Raw genomic sequence first — 16,663 nt, forward strand, 5'->3', positions numbered from 1 at the left:
AAAGCCCAAACGGAACCGGCCGCTTTCACTGGCCCCCGGTGGGACAGAACGGGGCAAGGCGCCCTCCCCGCCCCGTCCGGCACACGGCCCTCACATAAGAGGGGTGAGGAAGCGCCGCAGAGCTTCCTCGTACTGCACCGGATCCGCGTTCCACATCGCGGCGTGCGGGGCCCCGCGGACGGTGTTCAGGGTGACGAGGTCGGGGCGTGCGGCGGCCAGCCGGCGGGAGGGCCCCCAGGGCGCGAGCGTGTCGTCCGGGCCGTGGAAGACCAGCACGGGGACGCGCAGCGCGCGGGGGTCCGCCCCGGGGCCGGTGCGGTCGGCGCGCAGCCCGGCGCGCCCCTCGGCGGCCCGCACCGCGAACGGCAGCAGCGCCGCCGGGGTGCGGCGCGCGGCGGCGAGGGCGCGCAGGGTGGTGTGCCAGTCGAGGACGGGCGAGTCCAGCACCAGGCCGGAGATCCGGTCGGCCAGCGCCGAGCGCTCGGCAGCGTGCAGGGCCATGGCCGCGCCGGTGGACCAGCCGTGCAGGACGACGCGCCGGGCGCCGTAGCGCAGGGCGTAGCGGATGGCGGCGTCCAGGTCGCGCCACTCCGATTCGCCGAGGTGGCCGAGGCCGTCCGGCGGGGCGGGGGCGCCGAGGTCCCCGCGGTAGGCGAGGTCGAGCACGGGCAGCCGGTGGCGGTGCAGGAAGGGCATGACCGCCATCGGGTGCTCGCGGGTGGTGCCGAGCCCGTGCACGGTGATCACCCAGGTGTCGCGGGCGCCGGGGAGGAACCAGGCGGGCAGGGCGCCGAGCTCGCCGGGGACGTCCACGTCGGCGTGGTCGAGCCCGAGGGCGGTGCGCGGGTTGCCGACGTGGACCTGCGGGGTGAGGGCGACCCGGGTGCCGGGGTCGAGGGCGCCGTGGGTGACGGCGAGGAGCCGGCGCACGACGGTGTCGGGCTCGTGCGGGACCCCGTCGAGGACGGGCCCGACGACGGCGTGCACCCCGGGCGCGTCCAGACCGTACGTACCGGGGCGCAGGGAGGCCAGGGAGCGGGTCAGGGTGACGCGGCCGGCGGCGGTGGAGTGGACGCTGAGCCGCGGTCCGTCGGGCAGCGGGCGGCCGGGCCTGGGCCGCAGGGCGGCGTCGGCGGCGTACCGGCCGGCCACGATCACGGCGGCGGCACCCAGGAACGCGGTGGTGACGGCCCCGGCCGTCGCTGTGGCGGTACGCACCGCTCCAGTGTCGGTGCGCGAGCGCGGGCGGGCCACTGGAGCGGACGGTTCCGGAAGCGGCCCGGAGAGGCTCCGGATGCGGTCCGGCGACACCCGCGGCCGCCCTTCCGCCGGAGTGATCTAGATCTCTTCCGGGACCCTCCGGGGAGGGTTTCGCAGGCCGGTGACGCCCTCCGGAGGGGTCCGTTCACCCTGCTTTGACGTGCATTAATCGAGATATCCACGACGAAAACGGGACGAACCCGGCCGTCCATGGCCGGGCTGGTACACCACTCCGACCGTGTCAGTTCATCTTCCGTTCACTCAGATTGCCTACGGTCGCCGAGCCACTGACGCCAAACAGAAGCCTGGGTAAATGGAGCACATAACGCTTCTCCTCGGGATCGTGATCATCACCGCTCTCGTGTTCGACTTCACGAACGGTTTCCACGACACAGCCAACGCGATGGCCACCACCATCTCGACCGGCGCCCTCAAGCCCAAGACGGCGGTGGCCATGTCCGCCGTGCTCAACCTCGTCGGCGCGTTCATGTCCGTGGAGGTCGCCAAGACGATCTCCAAGGGCCTGGTCAACGAGGAGGGCATCCAGCCTGAAGTGATCTTCGCCGCCCTGGTCGGCGCGATCCTCTGGAACCTCGTCACCTGGCTGGTCGGCCTCCCCTCCAGCTCCTCCCACGCCCTGATGGGCGGCCTGATCGGTGCCGCGGTCGCCTCCGCCGGACTCGGCGCGGTCAACGGCAGCGTCGTGGTCACCAAGGTGCTCATCCCCGCCGTCGCCGCGCCGATCGTGGCCGGCGTGGCCGCGATGCTGGCCGCCAAGGTCACGTACAAGCTCGGCAACAAGGTCGGCGGCAAGACCGCCACCAAGGGCTACCGCGCCGGGCAGATCGCCTCGGCCGGCCTCGTCTCCCTCGCGCACGGCACCAACGACGCACAAAAGACGATGGGCATCATCACGCTGGCCCTGGTGGCCGGCGGCGCCCTGGAGTCCGGCGCGAACCCGCCGGTCTGGGTCATCGTCTCGGCCGGCATGGCCATCGCCCTGGGCACCTACCTGGGCGGCTGGCGCATCATCCGCACCATGGGCAGCGGCCTGACCGACCTCCAGCCGCAGCAGGGCTTCGCCGCCCAGACCTCGGCCGCGAGCGTCATCCTGGCCTCCTCGAACCTCGGCTTCTCCCTCTCCACCACCCACGCGTGCTCCGGCGCCGTCATGGGTGCGGGCCTGGGCCGCAAGGGCGGTGTGGTCCGCTGGTCCACCGCCACCCGCATGTTCATCGCCTGGGGCCTGACCCTGCCCGCCGCGGCCGTGGTCGCCTCCGGTGCCGAGTTCGTCATGCGCACCGGTGACATCGGCGTCGCCGCCGTCGCCGTCTTCTTGATCGGCGCCTGCGCCGCCATCTGGCTGATCTCGCGCCGCCAGGTCGTCGACCACCACAACGTCAACGACGTGCAGACGGCCGCCGCCGAGGAGCCGGGTGTCGTCACCACGGCCATGGCCGCGGTCACCGTCCCGCCGACGACGGCCGCCGCCACGGCTGCCGCCGTGACCGACGAGGACCTCAAGGCCACCATCCCGGCGGCCGCCCAGACGACCCCCGCGGCTCCGGCCGCCGCGGTCTGACCCCGAGAACGACAGGAATCAGCGGTATGAAGATCGACTGGGCAGCACTCGGCTCCGTCTTCGGGGTCAGCCTCTCGGCCACCGTCGCCCTCGTGGCCCTGTTCACCCTGGGCCTGGTGGGCCTGTCCAAGCACGAGACCGCCACCGAGCAGGGCGGCACCGCCACCCTGCCCCGCAGCGGTGCGTACGCCTGCTTCGCGCTCGTCGCGGCGGCCGTGGCGTACGGGATCTACCTGATCGTTTCCTAGGGGCTTTTCCCCGCACGTGCACAAGGCTCCCCCCGGGTCCGCCCGGGGGGAGCCTTGTGCCATCCGTCACCGCAGGTCAACGGCGAGTTGACGGGCGTTCGCGGTGCGTGGTGGACTGCGCGGGCCAACACGGCGGCATGGAGAGGAAGTCCGGTGCGAATCCGGCGCGGTCCCGCCACTGTCACCGGGGAGCGCACGCGGCGCGTGCGGCCTCCCGGGAGCCAGGAACTCTCGCCGCCGGACACGTCGAACCAGGGCGCGGACCCTGAGTGAGGACATACCTGCCACCATGCGTGCCGATCGCGTCTTCGCGTACGGCGCCACGGCGGGCCTGATCGGCGACCGGATCCTCGGTGATCCGCGCCGCGGGCACCCCGTGGCCGCCTTCGGACGAGCCGCCGCCGCCGTCGAACGCGCCCTGTGGCGCGACGACCGGGCCCGGGGCCTGCTCCACACCCTCGTGTGCGCCGGGGGCGCGGCCGCCGTCGGGGCGCTGGGCGCCCGCGCCGTGCGCTCCCGGCCCGCGGCCGCCCGTATCGCCCTGACCGCCGCGGCGACCTGGGCCGTCGTGGGCGGTACCTCGCTGGGCCGGGAGGCCCGGGCCATCGGCGGTGCGCTCGCCGCCGGGGACGCCGAGGTGGCCCGCGAGCGGCTGCCGCACCTGTGCGGGCGGGATCCGCAGGCCCTGGACGAGCAGCAGATGGCCCGCGCCGTCGTGGAATCCGTCGCCGAGAACACCTCCGACGCGGTGGTCGGCGCCCTGGTGTGGGGGGCCGTCGCGGGCGTCCCCGGGCTGCTGGCGTTCCGTGCCGTGAACACCCTGGACGCGATGGTGGGCCACAAGTCCCCCCGCTACCTGCGCTACGGCTGGGCCTCGGCCCGGCTCGACGACCTCGCGGGCTGGCCGGGCGCCCGGCTCACCGCACTCGCCGCCGTGGTGGCCGGACCCGACCGGCGGGGAGCCGTACGGGCCTGGCGCGCCGACGCCGCCAAGCACCCGAGCCCGAACGCCGGGCCCGTGGAGGCCTCGTTCGCCGGGGCGCTCGGCGTACGCCTGGGCGGCATGCTCGCGTACGGGGGACGGGTCGAGCACCGGGCAGTACTCAACGGCGGGACGGGGCGGCCGGTGGCGGTCGCGGACATCGAGCGGGCCGTAAGGCTGTCCCGGCAGGTGACCTGGATCGCGCTGGGGGCATGTGTGGCACTGCGGTGTGCGGTGTCACGTCGGACTGGGAGGGGCCGGGCATGAGCGGCACGAAGGCGGGCGGGGGGCTCCTCGTCGCCGGTACGACCTCGGACGCGGGCAAGAGCGTGGTCACGGCGGGCATCTGCCGCTGGCTCGTGCGCCAAGGCGTGAAGGTCGCCCCGTTCAAGGCGCAGAACATGTCGCTGAACTCGTTCGTGACGCGCGAGGGCGCCGAGATCGGACGCGCCCAGGCGATGCAGGCGCAGGCGGCCCGGGTGGAGCCGACCGCGCTGATGAACCCGGTGCTGCTCAAGCCCGGCAGCGACCGCAGCAGCCAGGTGGTGCTGCTGGGCAAGCCGGTGGGCGAGATGAGCGCCCGCGGCTACCACGGCGGGCGCCAGGAGCAGTTGCTCGGCGTCGTCACGGACTGCCTGGAGCAGCTGCGGGGCACGTATGACGCCGTGATCTGCGAGGGGGCGGGCAGTCCGGCCGAGATCAACCTGCGCCGGACCGACATCGTGAACATGGGCATCGCGCGGGCCGCGCGCTTCCCGGTGGTCGTGGTCGGCGACATCGACCGGGGCGGGGTCTTCGCGTCGTTCTTCGGTACGACGGCGCTCCTGTCGCCCGAGGACCAGTCGCTGATCGCCGGCTACCTGGTGAACAAGTTCCGCGGCGACGTCTCGCTGCTGGAGCCCGGGATGGAGATGCTGCGGGGGCTCACGGGCCGCGCGACGTACGGCGTGCTGCCGTACCGGCACGGGCTGGGCATCGACGAGGAGGACGGACTGCGCGTCTCGCTGCGCGGGGCGGTCCGGGAGTCGGTGGTGGCCGCACCGGTCGGCGAGGACGTGCTGCGGGTCGCGGTGTGCGCGGTGCCGCTGATGTCGAACTTCACGGACGTCGACGCGCTGGCCGCGGAGCCGGGCGTGGTGGTGCGGTTCGTGGACCGGGCCGAGGAACTGGTGGACGCCGACCTGGTCGTCGTCCCCGGTACGCGCGGCACGGTGAAGGCCCTGGAGTGGCTGCGCGAGCGCGGGCTGGCCGACGCCCTGGCACGGCGGGCCGCGCAGGGACGGCCGGTGCTGGGGATCTGCGGCGGCTTCCAGGTGCTGGGCGAGCACATCGAGGACGAGGTCGAGTCGCGGGCGGGGTCGGTGGACGGTCTCGGCCTGCTCCCGGTACGCGTCCGCTTCGCACGGGAGAAGACCCTGGCGCGGCCGGTGGGTTCGGCGCTGGGCGAGGAGGTCGCCGGGTACGAGATCCACCACGGCGTGGCCGAGGTCCTGGGCGGGGAGCCGTTCCTGGACGGGTGCCGGGTGGGGTCGGTATGGGGTACGCACTGGCACGGCTCACTGGAGTCGGACGGCTTCCGCAGGGCGTTCCTGCGGGAGGTGGCGGCGGCTGCGGGGCGCCGGTTCGTGCCGGCGCCGGACACCTCGTTCGCCGCGCTGCGGGAGGAACAGCTGGACCTGCTCGGCGACCTGATCGAGGAACACGCGGACACGGACGCCCTGCTGAAGCTGATCGAGACCGGAGCCCCGTCCGGCCTGCCGTTCCTCCCGCCGGGCGCGCCGTGAGGGGCCGGGCCCTGCGGGGCTTGTCCCCTACCCGCCCTTCCGCCGTTTCCCGGTGCTCCGCCCCGGACCCCGCGTGGGGTACAGCTGGCCCCGCACGGGCGGGGAGCAGGGCAGCAGCTCGATCAGGTGATCGTGCAGGAGGGGGCCAACCCGGCAGGAGCCGGGAGCAGACCACGAGCGTTACGCAGTCCCAGCATGTCGGCGGGTGCGTCGGCCACAAGCCACTCGAAGGAGTGATCGGTTCATGAGCGGCGTGCTCTTCCCGTTCTCGGCCGTGGTCGGCCAGGACGACCTACGCCTGGCATTGCTCCTCAACGCCGTGAGCCCGGCGGTCGGCGGTGTGCTGGTGCGCGGCGAGAAGGGGACCGCCAAGTCCACCGCCGTCCGGGCGCTGTCCGCGCTGCTGCCTCAGGTGGACGTCGTCCCCGGCTGCCGGTTCTCGTGCGCGCCCGGCGCTCCCGACCCGACCTGCCCGGACGGCCCGCACGAGCCCGGGCCCGGCACGGCACGCCCCGCCCGGATGGTCGAACTGCCCGTCGGTGCCTCCGAGGACCGGCTCGTGGGCGCTCTCGACATCGAGCGGGCGCTGGCCGAGGGCGTGAAGGCCTTCGAGCCCGGCCTGCTGGCCGACGCGCACCGCGGGATCCTCTACGTCGACGAAGTCAACCTCTTGCACGATCACCTCGTGGACGTACTCCTCGACGCCGCCGCGATGGGCGCCTCCTACGTGGAGCGCGAGGGCGTCTCCGTGCGTCACGCCGCCCGCTTCCTGCTCGTCGGCACCATGAACCCCGAGGAGGGCGAGCTCCGCCCGCAGCTGCTCGACCGGTTCGGGCTGACCGTCGAGGTCGCGGCCTCCCGCGAGCCCGCCCAGCGCGTCGAGGTGGTGCGGCGCCGGCTCGCGTACGAGGACGACCCGGCCGCCTTCGCGGCGCGCTGGGCCGGTGACGAGCGGGACGTACGGGCCCGGGTGGTGGCCGCCCGCGCCCTGCTGCCCCAGGTCCGCCTCGGCGACACCGCGCTCCTGCAGATCGCGGCGACCTGCGCCGGCTTCGAGGTCGACGGCATGCGCGCCGACATCGTGATGGCGCGGACGGCGACGGCGCTGGCCGCCTGGGCCGGGCGCGGCGAGGTACGCAAGGAGGACGTCCGGCAGGCCGCCCTGCTGGCGCTCCCCCACCGGCGGCGGCGCAATCCCTTCGACGCGCCGGGGCTGGACGAGGACAGGCTCGACGAGATCCTGGACCAGTTCCCCGACGAGGAACCGGAGCCCGACCCGGAGCCGGACGGTCCCGACGGTCCGGACGGTCCGGACGACAACGGTGGCGGCCCCGACGGCGGCGGGGTCCCCCCGCAGGGCGGCGGCCCCGACGAGTCGGCCGCACCGCCCCCCGCGGAGCCCGAGGCCGACGCCGCCTCCCCCGCGGACGTCCCGGAATCCGCCGGGGCCGAGGACCCCGGGGGCGCGGATGCCGGCGCGGATGCGCCCGCGCAGGCCCCCGTACGGGCCGCCGAGCCGTTCCGGACCAAGATGCTCAGTGTGCCGGGCCTCGGCGAGGGCGCGGCCGGGCGGCGTTCGCGCGCCCGCACCGCGCACGGCCGCACCACCGGCGCCCACCGCCCCCGCGGCCAGCTGACGAAGCTGCACCTTGCCGCGACCGTCCAGGCCGCCGCCCCGCACCAGAAGGCGCGCGGGCGCAGCGGTCGCGGGCTCGTCGTCCGCAAGGACGACCTGCGCCAGGCCACCCGGGAGGGTCGCGAGGGCAACCTCGTCCTGTTCGTCGTCGACGCCTCCGGCTCGATGGCGGCCCGGCAGCGGATGAGCGCGGTCAAGGGCGCGGTGCTCTCCCTGCTGCTGGACGCCTACCAGCGGCGGGACAAGGTCGGCCTGGTCACCTTCCGCGGAGCCTCCGCCGAGCTGGCCCTGCCGCCCACCTCCTCCGTGGACGCCGCGGCGGCCCGGCTGGAGCTGCTTCCGACCGGTGGCCGCACCCCGCTCGCCGCGGGGCTGCTCAAAGCCCACGAGGTGCTGCGGATCGAGCGGTTGCGGGATCCGAGCCGTCGGCCGCTGCTCGTGGTCGTCACCGACGGGCGGGCCACCTCGGCCGGCGCCCTCGGCGGCCGGACCGGTGACACGCCGCGCGCGCTCTCGGAGCGCAGCGCCCGGCTGCTGGCGGCCGAGGGCATCGCCTCGGTGGTCGTGGACTGCGAGTCGGGGCCGGTCCGGCTGGGGCTGGCCGCGGCGCTCGCCGCCGACCTCGGCGGGCCCGCCGTCACCCTCGACGGGCTGCGGGCCGACTCGCTGGCCGGGCTCGTGAAGAACGTACGTACCGCATCAGAGACCCCCAGGAGGGCCGCGTAATGCCGCAGGGACAGCCGACCGTCGTTCCGGACGACGGTCTCACGACGCGCCAGCGCCGCAACCGCCCGCTCGTCTTCGTCCACACCGGCCCGGGCAAGGGCAAGTCGACGGCCGCGTTCGGCCTGGCGCTGCGCGCCTGGAACCAGGGCTGGCCGATCGGGGTGTTCCAGTTCGTCAAGTCGGCGAAGTGGAAGGTCGGCGAGGAGAACGCGCTGAAGGTGCTCGGCGCCTCCGGCGAGGGCGGCCCGGTCGTCTGGCACAAGATGGGCGAGGGCTGGTCCTGGGTCCAGCGCGACGCGCAGCTCGACAACGAGCAGGCGGCGAAGGAGGGCTGGGAGCAGGTCAAGCGCGACCTGGCCGCGGAGACGCACCGGCTGTACGTGCTGGACGAGTTCGCGTACCCGATGCACTGGGGCTGGATCGACGTCGACGAGGTCATCGAGGTGCTCCGGAACCGCCCCGGCACCCAGCACGTGGTGATCACGGGGCGCAACGCCCCGGAGAAGCTGGTGGAGTTCGCGGACCTGGTCACCGAGATGACCAAGGTCAAGCACCCGATGGACGCCGGCCAGAAGGGCCAGAAGGGCATCGAGTGGTGAACCCGCAACACCTCGCCGTCCCGCGCCTGGTCATCGCCGCGCCCTCTTCGGGCAGCGGCAAGACCACCGTCGCGACGGGCCTGATGGCGGCCTTCTCGGAACGCGGCCTCGCCGTGTCCCCGCACAAGGCCGGGCCCGACTACATCGACCCCGGCTACCACGCGCTGGCCACGGGGCGCCCGGGCCGCAATCTGGACGCCTTCATGTGCGGGCCGGAGCTGGTCGCCCCGCTGTTCGCGCACGGGGCGGCCGGCTGCGACCTCGCGCTGGTCGAGGGTGTGATGGGGCTCTACGACGGGGCCGCGGGGCGGGGTGAGCTGGCGTCGACGGCGCAGGTGGCGAAGCTGCTGCGGGCGCCGGTGGTGCTGGTGGTCGACGCCTCGTCGCAGTCGCGGTCGGTGGCGGCGCTGGTGCACGGTTTCGCGTCCTTCGACCCGCAGGTGCGGCTGGGGGGCGTGATCCTGAACAAGGTCGGCTCCGACCGGCACGAGGTGATGCTCCGGGAGGCGCTGGAGGAGGCGGGCACGCCGGTGCTCGGCGTGCTGCGGCGCGCTCCGCAGGTGGCTGCGCCGTCGCGGCACCTGGGGCTGGTGCCGGTGGCGGAGCGGCGGGCCGACGCGCTGGCCGCGGTGGCCGCCCTCGCCGAGCAGGTCCGGGCCGGCTGCGACCTTGACGGGCTGCTGGCCCTCGCCCGGTCGGCGCCCCCGCTGTCCTGCGAGCCGTGGTCGCCGGAGCAGGCTCTCCTCCCCCACCCCGACGCTTCCCGCAACCGGGGCTCCGCCCCGGACGCCGGCGGCACGCCGCACGGGCGGCCCGTCATCGCCGTCGCGGGCGGGCCCGCGTTCACGTTCTCCTACGCCGAGCACGCGGAGCTGCTCACCGCCGCCGGGGCGGAGGTCGTCACCTTCGACCCCCTGCGCGACGAAACGCTGCCGCCCGGCACCGCCGGCCTGGTGATCGGCGGCGGGTTCCCGGAGGTGTACGCGCCCGAACTGTCCGCCAACGAGCCGCTGCGCAAGGCCGTGGCCGACTTCGCCGCGGCGGGCGGGCCCGTGGCCGCCGAGTGCGCGGGGCTGCTCTACCTCGCCCGCTCGCTCGACGGGAAGCCCATGTGCGGGGTCCTGGACGCCGACGCGCGGATGTCGGAGCGGCTGACGCTGGGCTACCGCGAGGCCGTCGCGGTGTCGGACAGCGCCCTTGCCGCGGCCGGGACCCGGCTGCGCGGGCACGAGTTCCACCGGACGGTGATCGAACCGGGCGCCGGGGCGACGCCCGCGTGGGGGTTCACGCACCCCGAACGGCGCGTCGAGGGCTTCGTCCGCCAGGGGGTGCACGCCAGCTACCTGCACACGCACTGGGCGGCGGAGCCCTCGGTCGCCCGCCGCTTCGTGGAATCCGCGGCAGCGCACCGGTGAGCTCAGTCCGCGAGCCCTCAGTCCGCGAGGCCCACCACGAGCCAGATCCCGGCCACCCCGCCCACCGTGCACATCAGTGTGGACAGGGCGGGGTGCTTGTGGTGCGCCTCGGGCAGGATCTCGGCGGCGGCCAGGTAGAGCAGGACCCCGCCGAAGAAGCCGAGGTACGCCCCGAGCGGTTCCTCCGGAAGGGTGAACAGCAAGGTGGACGCCGCGCCCACGACCGGGGCCGCCGCGTCGGCGAAGAGCATCATCACGGCCCGGCGGCGGGCGTTCCCGTACAGGCGGGTCAGCGTGTACGTGTTGAACCCGTCGGCGAAGTCGTGGGTGATCACCGCCAGCGCGACGGCCACGCCCATCCCACCGCCGACCTGGAAGGCCGCGCCCAGGGCGACCCCGTCGGCGACGCTGTGGCCGACCATGGCGGCGGCGGCCGTCAGCCCGACCTCGGGGACGCGGCCGCCGCCCCCGACGCCGGTCGCAGCGCCGTTCTCCGCGCCGTGCGCGGCCTGGCGTACGGCCAGCAGCCGTTCCACGACGTGCGCGGTCAGGAATCCGGCGACGAACAGCAGCAGGGCGAGCGGTACTCCGAAGACCTGCTGCCCGGCCGCTCTCATCGCCTCCGGCAGCAGGTCGAGGCCCACGACGCCGAGCATCAGCCCGCCGGCCAAGCCCAGCACGAGGTGGCGGCGGTCGGTGACGCGCTGCGCCGTCCACCCGCCCGCCAGGGTCATCAGGAACGCGCCCAACGCCACGATCACGGCCATGTGCCCCTGAATACCGACTCCTCGCCGCTCGCGCACGTCTGCGCGCGGGCGGCGGGCCACGAACGATTGACGACGACGGAGAGGGCGTGATCCCGATGGGCGAGAACGCGGCGCAGGTGGTGGTCGGGGTCGGCGGACGCGCGGGTGTCTCCGTGGCGGAGGTCTGCGCCCTGGTCGAGGAGACGCTGCGCGGGGCCGGGCTGGCCGCGGGGGCGGTGAAGGCGCTGGCCACGGTGGAGTCGAAGGCGGGCGAGGCGGGGATCGCGGGCGCGGCGAAACGTTTCGGTGTGCCCTTGCTCAGCTACCCGGCGGAGGACCTTGCGGCCGTCGAGGTGCCGCACCCCTCCGAGACCGTGCGCGGCGCGGCCGGCACCGCCTCGGTGGCGGAGGCCGCGGCGCTGGCGGGCGGCGGGGAACTCCTCGTGTCCAAGCGCCGGTCGGTGGCCGCGACCTGCGCCGTGGCCACGGCGCAGGGGCACGACCTGCGCCACCACGGGGACGCGGAGGTGCGCGGCGACGGCGGGACGCTGGTGGACCTCGCGGTGAACGTACGGGCGCAGACCCCGCCGGACTGGCTCAAGCAGCGGATCGCGGCTTCGCTCGACGTGCTCGCCGCATACCCCGACGGGCGGGCGGCGCGGGCGGCGGTGGCGGAGCGGCACGGGCTTCCGGCCGACCGGGTGCTCTTGACCGCCGGGGCGGCGGAGGCCTTCGTGCTGATCGCCCGGGCGCTGGGCGCGCACCGGCCGGTGGTGGTGCACCCGCAGTTCACGGAGCCCGAGGCGGCCCTGCGGGACGCGGGGCACCGGGTGGAGCGGGTGGTGCTGCGGGCGGCGGACGGATTCCGCTTGGACCCGGCGGCGGTGCCGCAGGAGGCGGACCTCGTGGTGGTCGGCAATCCGACGAACCCGACGTCCGTCCTGCACCCGGCGGCGACCCTGGCCGCGCTGGCCCGGCCCGGCCGGATCCTGGTGGTGGACGAGGCGTTCATGGACGCGGTCCCCGGTGAACGGGAGGCCCTGGCCGGGCGGACCGACGTGCCGGGACTGGTGGTGCTGCGGAGCCTGACCAAGACGTGGGGGCTGGCCGGGCTGCGGATCGGCTACGTACTGGCGGAGCCGGAGGTGATCGCGAAGCTGGCGGCGGCCCAGCCGCTGTGGCCGGTGTCGACGCCGGCGCTGGTGGCGGCCGAGGCCTGCATGTCCCCGGCGGCACTCGCTGAGGCGGAGGCCGCGGCCCGGCAGATCGCGGTCGACCGGGCGCATCTGCTCGCGGGGCTCGCGGAGTTCGAGGAGATCGGCATGGCGGGCGTGGCGGAGGGGCCGTTCGTGCTCATGCAGGTGGCCGGGGCGGCGGAGATCCGCACCCGGCTGCGCGCCCTGGGCTTCGCCGTCCGCCGCGGGGACACCTTCCCGGGCCTGGACCACTCCTGGCTCCGCCTGGCGGTCCGGGACCGGGCGACGACGGGCCGCCTCCTCCAGGCCCTGGACCACGCCTTGGCGCTGGCCGGCCACTGACCCACGGGCGAGGACCGGACCCGGAGGGGCGCCGGCCCACCCGGTGCCGGGCCCCGGGGGATCCGGCACCGGGGCCCCGGCTGCCGGGGCGCGGAGGCGGGAGGGGGAGCCGACGGTGCGCCGGGACGGCCGGGCGCCGCCCGCTGCGGGCGGCTGACCTGCGGCGAGGCGGATGTGGACGCGGTCCCTCCCGTGGCGGACCCCGGCGGCTTAGGCGATGATCAGCACAGCAGCCGGGTAGTTTCGGGGGGCCGGAAATGAAGACAACAGCCAAAACGGGGGCGGCCGTGGCCGCGGTGGCGGTCGTGGCCGGCGGGATCCTCGCCCTGCCGAGCCTGCTCGACCACGGCCCGCGCGCGGGGACGGAGCAGCGGCTCCAGGCCAAGCCCGGTCAGGGCAAGACCGGTCAGGGCAAGACCGGTCAGGGCAAGACCGGCCCCGCCGACGCCAAGCCGTTCACCCTGGTCGCGACCGGCGACATCATCCCGTACCCGTCGATCGTCCAGCGCGCCGCGGACGACGCCCAGGGCAGCGGCTCCGGCCACGACTTCCGGAAGATACTCGCAGGCGTGAAACCCCTGGTGGCAGCCGCGGATCTGGCGATATGCCACCACGAGATACCGTACGGCCGGCCCGGCGGCCCCTACACCGGATATCCCGCCTTCAAGGCCCCGCACCAGCTGGCCGATGCCCTGAAGGACGCCGGGTACGACAGCTGCTCGACCGGCTCGAACCACACCCTGGACGACGGGTACGACGGCCTCGTCCGCACCCTCGACCACCTCGACCGCGTCGGCATCAAGCACGTCGGCTCGGCCCGCAGCGCCGACGAGGCCAAGGCCCCGGCCCTGCTCTCGGCGGGCGGCGCGAAGGTCGCCCAGCTGGACTACACGTACGGGACGAACGGCATCCCGCTCCCGGCCGGCAAGCCCTGGGCCGTCAACCTGATCGACCAGAACCGGATCATCGCCGACGCCCGGGCGGCCCGCGCGGCGGGTGCGAACGTCGTGGTCCTCAGCGTCCACTGGGGCACCGAGTGGCAGACGGCCCCCGACCGGCAGCAACTCGACCTGGCGCAGGCGCTGACCGCTTCGCGCGGAACCGACGGGCTGCCCGACATCGACCTGATCCTCGGCACGCACAACCACGTGCCGCAGCCGTACGAGAAGATCAACGGCACATGGGTGGTCTTCGGCATGGGCGACCAGGTCGCCAGTTTCTACGAGGCGGACAAGGCCCGCGGGAACACGTCCTCGATCCCCCGGTTCACCTTCGCCCCGGCGGCCGCGCACGCGGGCCGCTGGGAGGTGGTCAAGGCCGAGTACCTGACGCAGTTCTCGGACATGGGCCCGCCGTTCCGCGTCGTGTGCACCTCGTGCGCCGCCTCCGACACCGCACTGGGCGCCGCGAAGCAGGCCGCGTACGCCGCCGTGGACAAGCAGGTCAGCGCGGCCGTGCTGGCGCGGGGCGCCGACCGGCAGGGCTTGGAGCGCGCGACCCGCTAGCGGACCGGACGCGCCCCGGCGGGATCCGGCCGACCGGGCCGCCTAGTGCTGTGACCGGAAAGGTCCACCGGGTCGCGCCGCCCGGCACGGCACCTCGCTGCGTTGTCGGACCGCGCAAGTACGTCCAGTACGAGCCGCGGGCCTCCGCCTTGCGATGCACCGCACCGGACAACGCGACCCGGCAAACCTTCCCGGCCACAGCACTAGGAGGCGCGTCCGCGCCGGGTCACGACCAGGGCCCCCGCTCCGATGCCGAGCAGGACGAGCGCGCCGCCGGCCACGTACGGGGTCAGCGAACCGCCTCCGGTCTCGGCCAGGCCCGCATCGGTGGTGATCGCGGCACCGGTGCCGGACGTGCCGGTCTGCGGCTTGACGTCGGGCTGCGTCGACGCGGGTGGCTGGACCGGCCCGCCCGGGGAGGTGCAGCGGGCCTCGGCGAGCACGACCTCGCCGTCGACCTGCGCCACGTTCAGGTCCAGCGGGTTGACCGTCACCTTCAGGCGGAGCGCGGCCGCGGCGGCCGTGGTGGAGGTGGTCTCGGTACCGGAGAGTTCCAGGCTGACGAGGCCCACCTTCGGGATCTGGACCTTGGTCGGGCCTCCCGCCGAGAGGGTGACCTTCTTGCCGAGGACGGTGACCGTCCCGAGGGCGTTCGCGGTGGCCACGGGCTTCTTGCCCGCCTCGCACACCGCCTTGGAGGTGACCTTCTCGGCCTCGATGAGGGAGAGCAGCGGCAGCCCGGGCACGTGCACCCGGGCGTGGGCCAGGTCGGCCGCCGCCTCGGCGCGCCTCCCGTCCGCGGTGGCCTTGGAGGTGGCCACGTCGGCGCGCAGGACCTGTACCGGCTGTCCGCCCTCGACCCCGTCCAGGGTGACGCTGAGGGCGGTCTTGTCGGCCGTCGCCGGGGCGCTGACCTCGTTGAGGGTGGTCGTCAGCGGCAGGTGGACGGTCTTGTTGAGCAGGCCCACGTCCAGTCCGGCGCGCAGGACGACGGCACTGGCCGTGCCGGCGCCGGCGGCGGCGGTCCCGGTGGCGCCGGCGCCGCCCGTGGCGAAGGCGGGCGGGGCGGTGAGCAGGGCGACCGCTCCCGTGGCGAGCAGAGCGGCCGCGGGCATGCGGAAGGTGTTGCGGTTCACGGTGGTGGAACCCCCGGGGAGTTGGGAGCCGTCGCGGCGCCAATGGGGGACATTGCGCGCGCCGACGGCCTCGACCCTCGGAATCCTTACGCACGAAGAGTGAACGGGCGGCAACCCCAAGTGAGTTCACCCCAACGGGTGGTTTTCACGCGCGCATTCGATTAACCGCGCCTCACGAGGAACGGGAGTTCCTTTCCGGCACACCCAGCGGGACATTTGCCGAACGCCGGAGCCCCGCACGACCGTTCACGACGACCGCCGGGCCCGTACGTCACGCCTCGTCAATCCCGCTCCACGCGGTCCATGCGGTTCATCCGGCCCCGCAGTCCCGCGGTCCGAGCTCAGGGCCGTCCCGCGGTCCCGGCTCAGGCCCGCACGGCGCCGTTCACCACCACCCGCAGCGGCTGCGCCAGCGCCCGTACGTCGGCCCGCGGATCGGTGCCGTAGACCACCAGGTCGGCCGGCGCCCCCTCGGTCAGGCCCGGGCTGCCGAGCCACTCACGGGCCGCCCAGGCCGTCGCCGAAAGGGCGTCGAGCGCCGGGATCCCGGCCTTCACCAACTCCGCGACCTCGGCGGCGACCAGGCCGTGCGGCAGGGAACCTCCCGCGTCGGTGCCGACGTACACCGCGATGCCGGCGTCGTAGGCGGCCCGGACCGTGTCGTACCGCCGCTCGTGCAGCCGCCTCATGTGGGAGGACCACTGCGGGAACTTCGCCTCACCGCCCGCCGCCAGCTTCGGGAAGGTCGCGATGTTCACCAGCGTCGGGACGATCGCCACCCCGCGCTCCGCGAACAGCGGAATGGTGTCCTCGGTGAGCCCGGTGGCGTGCTCGATGCAGTCGATGCCCGCCTCGACCAGGTCGCGCAGCGAGTCCTCGGCGAAGCAGTGCGCGGTGACGCGGGCGCCCAGCCGGTGGGCCTCGGCGATGGCCGCCTCGACCTCGGCGCGCGGCCAGCAGGCCGTCAGGTCCCCGACCTCGCGGTCTATCCAGTCCCCCACCAGCTTCACCCAGCCGTCACCGCGCCGCGCCTCGCGGCCGACGTACGCGACGAGGTCGGCGGGCTCGATCTCGTGGGCGTAGTTGCGGATGTAGCGGCGGGTCCGCGCGATGTGCCGGCCGGCCCGGATGATCTTCGGGAGGTCCTCGCGGTCGTCGATCCACCGGGTGTCGGACGGGGATCCGGCGTCGCGGATGAGGAGGGTGCCGGCGTCGCGGTCGGTGAGGGCCTGGCGTTCGGCGGTCTCCGCGTCGACCGGACCGTGGGCGTCCAGCCCCACGTGGCAGTGCGCGTCGACCAGCCCGGGCAGGGCCCAGCCGGACACGGTGGTGGTCTCACGGGCTCCGCGCGGGCGCTCGTAGGTGATCCGGCCGCCGACCACCCAGAGTTCGTCGCGTACGTCGTCGGGCCCGACGAGCACACGCCCCTTCACATGCAGCACGTCATCGGTCATGTCCGCACTGTACGTGCGTGCTCGGTAGGCTCTTGCGGTAGCCCCGGACGAA

13 protein-coding genes and 1 riboswitch are annotated in these 16,663 nt (G+C 74.6%); of the genes, 9 read left to right on the forward strand and 4 right to left on the reverse strand.

Features of this window, described 5'->3' with window-relative positions; genetic code table 11:
- Positions 1 to 90: 90 nt before the first annotated feature.
- Positions 91 to 1,218, reverse strand: a complete 1,128-nt coding sequence (locus AC0666_RS12590) for an alpha/beta hydrolase (RefSeq protein ID WP_468966662.1) — start codon at positions 1,216 to 1,218, stop codon at positions 91 to 93.
- A 355-nt stretch (positions 1,219 to 1,573) separates the two neighbouring features.
- Between AC0666_RS12590 and AC0666_RS12595 the strand changes: the two genes are divergently transcribed.
- From AC0666_RS12595 to AC0666_RS12625, 7 genes are all read left to right on the forward strand, one after another.
- Positions 1,574 to 2,842 (forward strand): inorganic phosphate transporter, encoded by a 1,269-nt coding sequence (locus AC0666_RS12595; RefSeq protein WP_361716989.1) that lies wholly within the window; start codon positions 1,574 to 1,576, stop codon positions 2,840 to 2,842.
- Positions 2,843 to 2,868: 26 nt separating this feature from the next.
- On the forward strand, positions 2,869 to 3,090 hold the full coding sequence (locus AC0666_RS12600; RefSeq protein ID WP_478707570.1) for a hypothetical protein: 222 nt from the start codon (positions 2,869 to 2,871) through the stop codon (positions 3,088 to 3,090).
- A gap of 142 nt (positions 3,091 to 3,232) precedes the next feature.
- A riboswitch (cobalamin riboswitch) is annotated at positions 3,233 to 3,321 on the forward strand.
- 58 nt (positions 3,322 to 3,379) lie between these two features.
- Entirely contained in the window at positions 3,380 to 4,339 is a 960-nt protein-coding gene (locus AC0666_RS12605) for a cobalamin biosynthesis protein (RefSeq protein WP_478707571.1), read from the forward strand.
- On the forward strand, positions 4,336 to 5,856 hold the full coding sequence (locus AC0666_RS12610) for a cobyric acid synthase (RefSeq protein ID WP_361716995.1): 1,521 nt from the start codon (positions 4,336 to 4,338) through the stop codon (positions 5,854 to 5,856). Before AC0666_RS12605 ends, AC0666_RS12610 begins: the two co-directional genes overlap by 4 nt.
- 244 nt (positions 5,857 to 6,100) lie before the next feature.
- Positions 6,101 to 8,218 (forward strand): putative cobaltochelatase, encoded by a 2,118-nt coding sequence (locus AC0666_RS12615; RefSeq protein WP_468966668.1) that lies wholly within the window; start codon positions 6,101 to 6,103, stop codon positions 8,216 to 8,218.
- Positions 8,218 to 8,817 (forward strand): cob(I)yrinic acid a,c-diamide adenosyltransferase, encoded by a 600-nt coding sequence (gene cobO, locus AC0666_RS12620; RefSeq protein ID WP_267035525.1) that lies wholly within the window; start codon positions 8,218 to 8,220, stop codon positions 8,815 to 8,817. Before AC0666_RS12615 ends, cobO begins: the two co-directional genes overlap by 1 nt.
- Positions 8,814 to 10,232 carry a cobyrinic acid a,c-diamide synthase CobB gene (locus AC0666_RS12625; protein ID WP_468584619.1) on the forward strand — a complete coding sequence of 473 codons (1,419 nt, stop codon included), beginning with the start codon at positions 8,814 to 8,816 and terminating at the stop codon, positions 10,230 to 10,232. The genes cobO and AC0666_RS12625 overlap by 4 nt, the downstream gene beginning before the upstream one ends.
- A gap of 17 nt (positions 10,233 to 10,249) precedes the next feature.
- On the opposite strand, the gene AC0666_RS12630 is transcribed toward AC0666_RS12625, so the two are convergent.
- Positions 10,250 to 10,999 (reverse strand): ZIP family metal transporter, encoded by a 750-nt coding sequence (locus AC0666_RS12630; protein WP_468584620.1) that lies wholly within the window; start codon positions 10,997 to 10,999, stop codon positions 10,250 to 10,252.
- Between the two features lie 95 nt (positions 11,000 to 11,094).
- On the opposite strand from AC0666_RS12630, the gene cobC reads away from it, so the two are divergent.
- On the forward strand, positions 11,095 to 12,516 hold the full coding sequence (gene cobC / locus AC0666_RS12635) for an Rv2231c family pyridoxal phosphate-dependent protein CobC (RefSeq protein ID WP_478707697.1): 1,422 nt from the start codon (positions 11,095 to 11,097) through the stop codon (positions 12,514 to 12,516).
- A gap of 257 nt (positions 12,517 to 12,773) precedes the next feature.
- The gene (locus tag AC0666_RS12640; protein WP_478707572.1) at positions 12,774 to 14,021 is read left to right on the forward strand and encodes a CapA family protein; all 1,248 of its coding nucleotides are present in this window, start codon (positions 12,774 to 12,776) and stop codon (positions 14,019 to 14,021) included.
- A 203-nt stretch (positions 14,022 to 14,224) separates the two neighbouring features.
- On the opposite strand, the gene AC0666_RS12645 is transcribed toward AC0666_RS12640, so the two are convergent.
- Positions 14,225 to 15,157 (reverse strand): SCO1860 family LAETG-anchored protein, encoded by a 933-nt coding sequence (locus tag AC0666_RS12645; protein WP_478707573.1) that lies wholly within the window; start codon positions 15,155 to 15,157, stop codon positions 14,225 to 14,227.
- Between the two features lie 365 nt (positions 15,158 to 15,522).
- A complete protein-coding gene (locus tag AC0666_RS12650) occupies positions 15,523 to 16,611 on the reverse strand; it encodes an amidohydrolase family protein (RefSeq protein WP_478707574.1) in 1,089 nt (362 codons plus the stop codon).
- Positions 16,612 to 16,663 lie beyond the last annotated feature (52 nt).

Source organism: Streptomyces sp. NPDC043680 (assembly GCF_056436685.1).

Coding starts and splice junctions, on each gene's coding strand:
- AC0666_RS12650 (WP_478707574.1), bottom strand. CDS start 16,611: ATGACCGATGACGTGCTGCATGTGAAGGGGCGTGTGCTCGTCGGGCCC.
- AC0666_RS12640 (WP_478707572.1), top strand. CDS start 12,774: ATGAAGACAACAGCCAAAACGGGGGCGGCCGTGGCCGCGGTGGCGGTC.
- AC0666_RS12615 (WP_468966668.1), top strand. CDS start 6,101: ATGAGCGGCGTGCTCTTCCCGTTCTCGGCCGTGGTCGGCCAGGACGAC.
- cobC (WP_478707697.1), top strand. CDS start 11,095: ATGGGCGAGAACGCGGCGCAGGTGGTGGTCGGGGTCGGCGGACGCGCG.
- AC0666_RS12600 (WP_478707570.1), top strand. CDS start 2,869: ATGAAGATCGACTGGGCAGCACTCGGCTCCGTCTTCGGGGTCAGCCTC.
- AC0666_RS12605 (WP_478707571.1), top strand. CDS start 3,380: ATGCGTGCCGATCGCGTCTTCGCGTACGGCGCCACGGCGGGCCTGATC.
- AC0666_RS12595 (WP_361716989.1), top strand. CDS start 1,574: ATGGAGCACATAACGCTTCTCCTCGGGATCGTGATCATCACCGCTCTC.
- cobO (WP_267035525.1), top strand. CDS start 8,218: ATGCCGCAGGGACAGCCGACCGTCGTTCCGGACGACGGTCTCACGACG.
- AC0666_RS12610 (WP_361716995.1), top strand. CDS start 4,336: ATGAGCGGCACGAAGGCGGGCGGGGGGCTCCTCGTCGCCGGTACGACC.
- AC0666_RS12630 (WP_468584620.1), bottom strand. CDS start 10,999: ATGGCCGTGATCGTGGCGTTGGGCGCGTTCCTGATGACCCTGGCGGGC.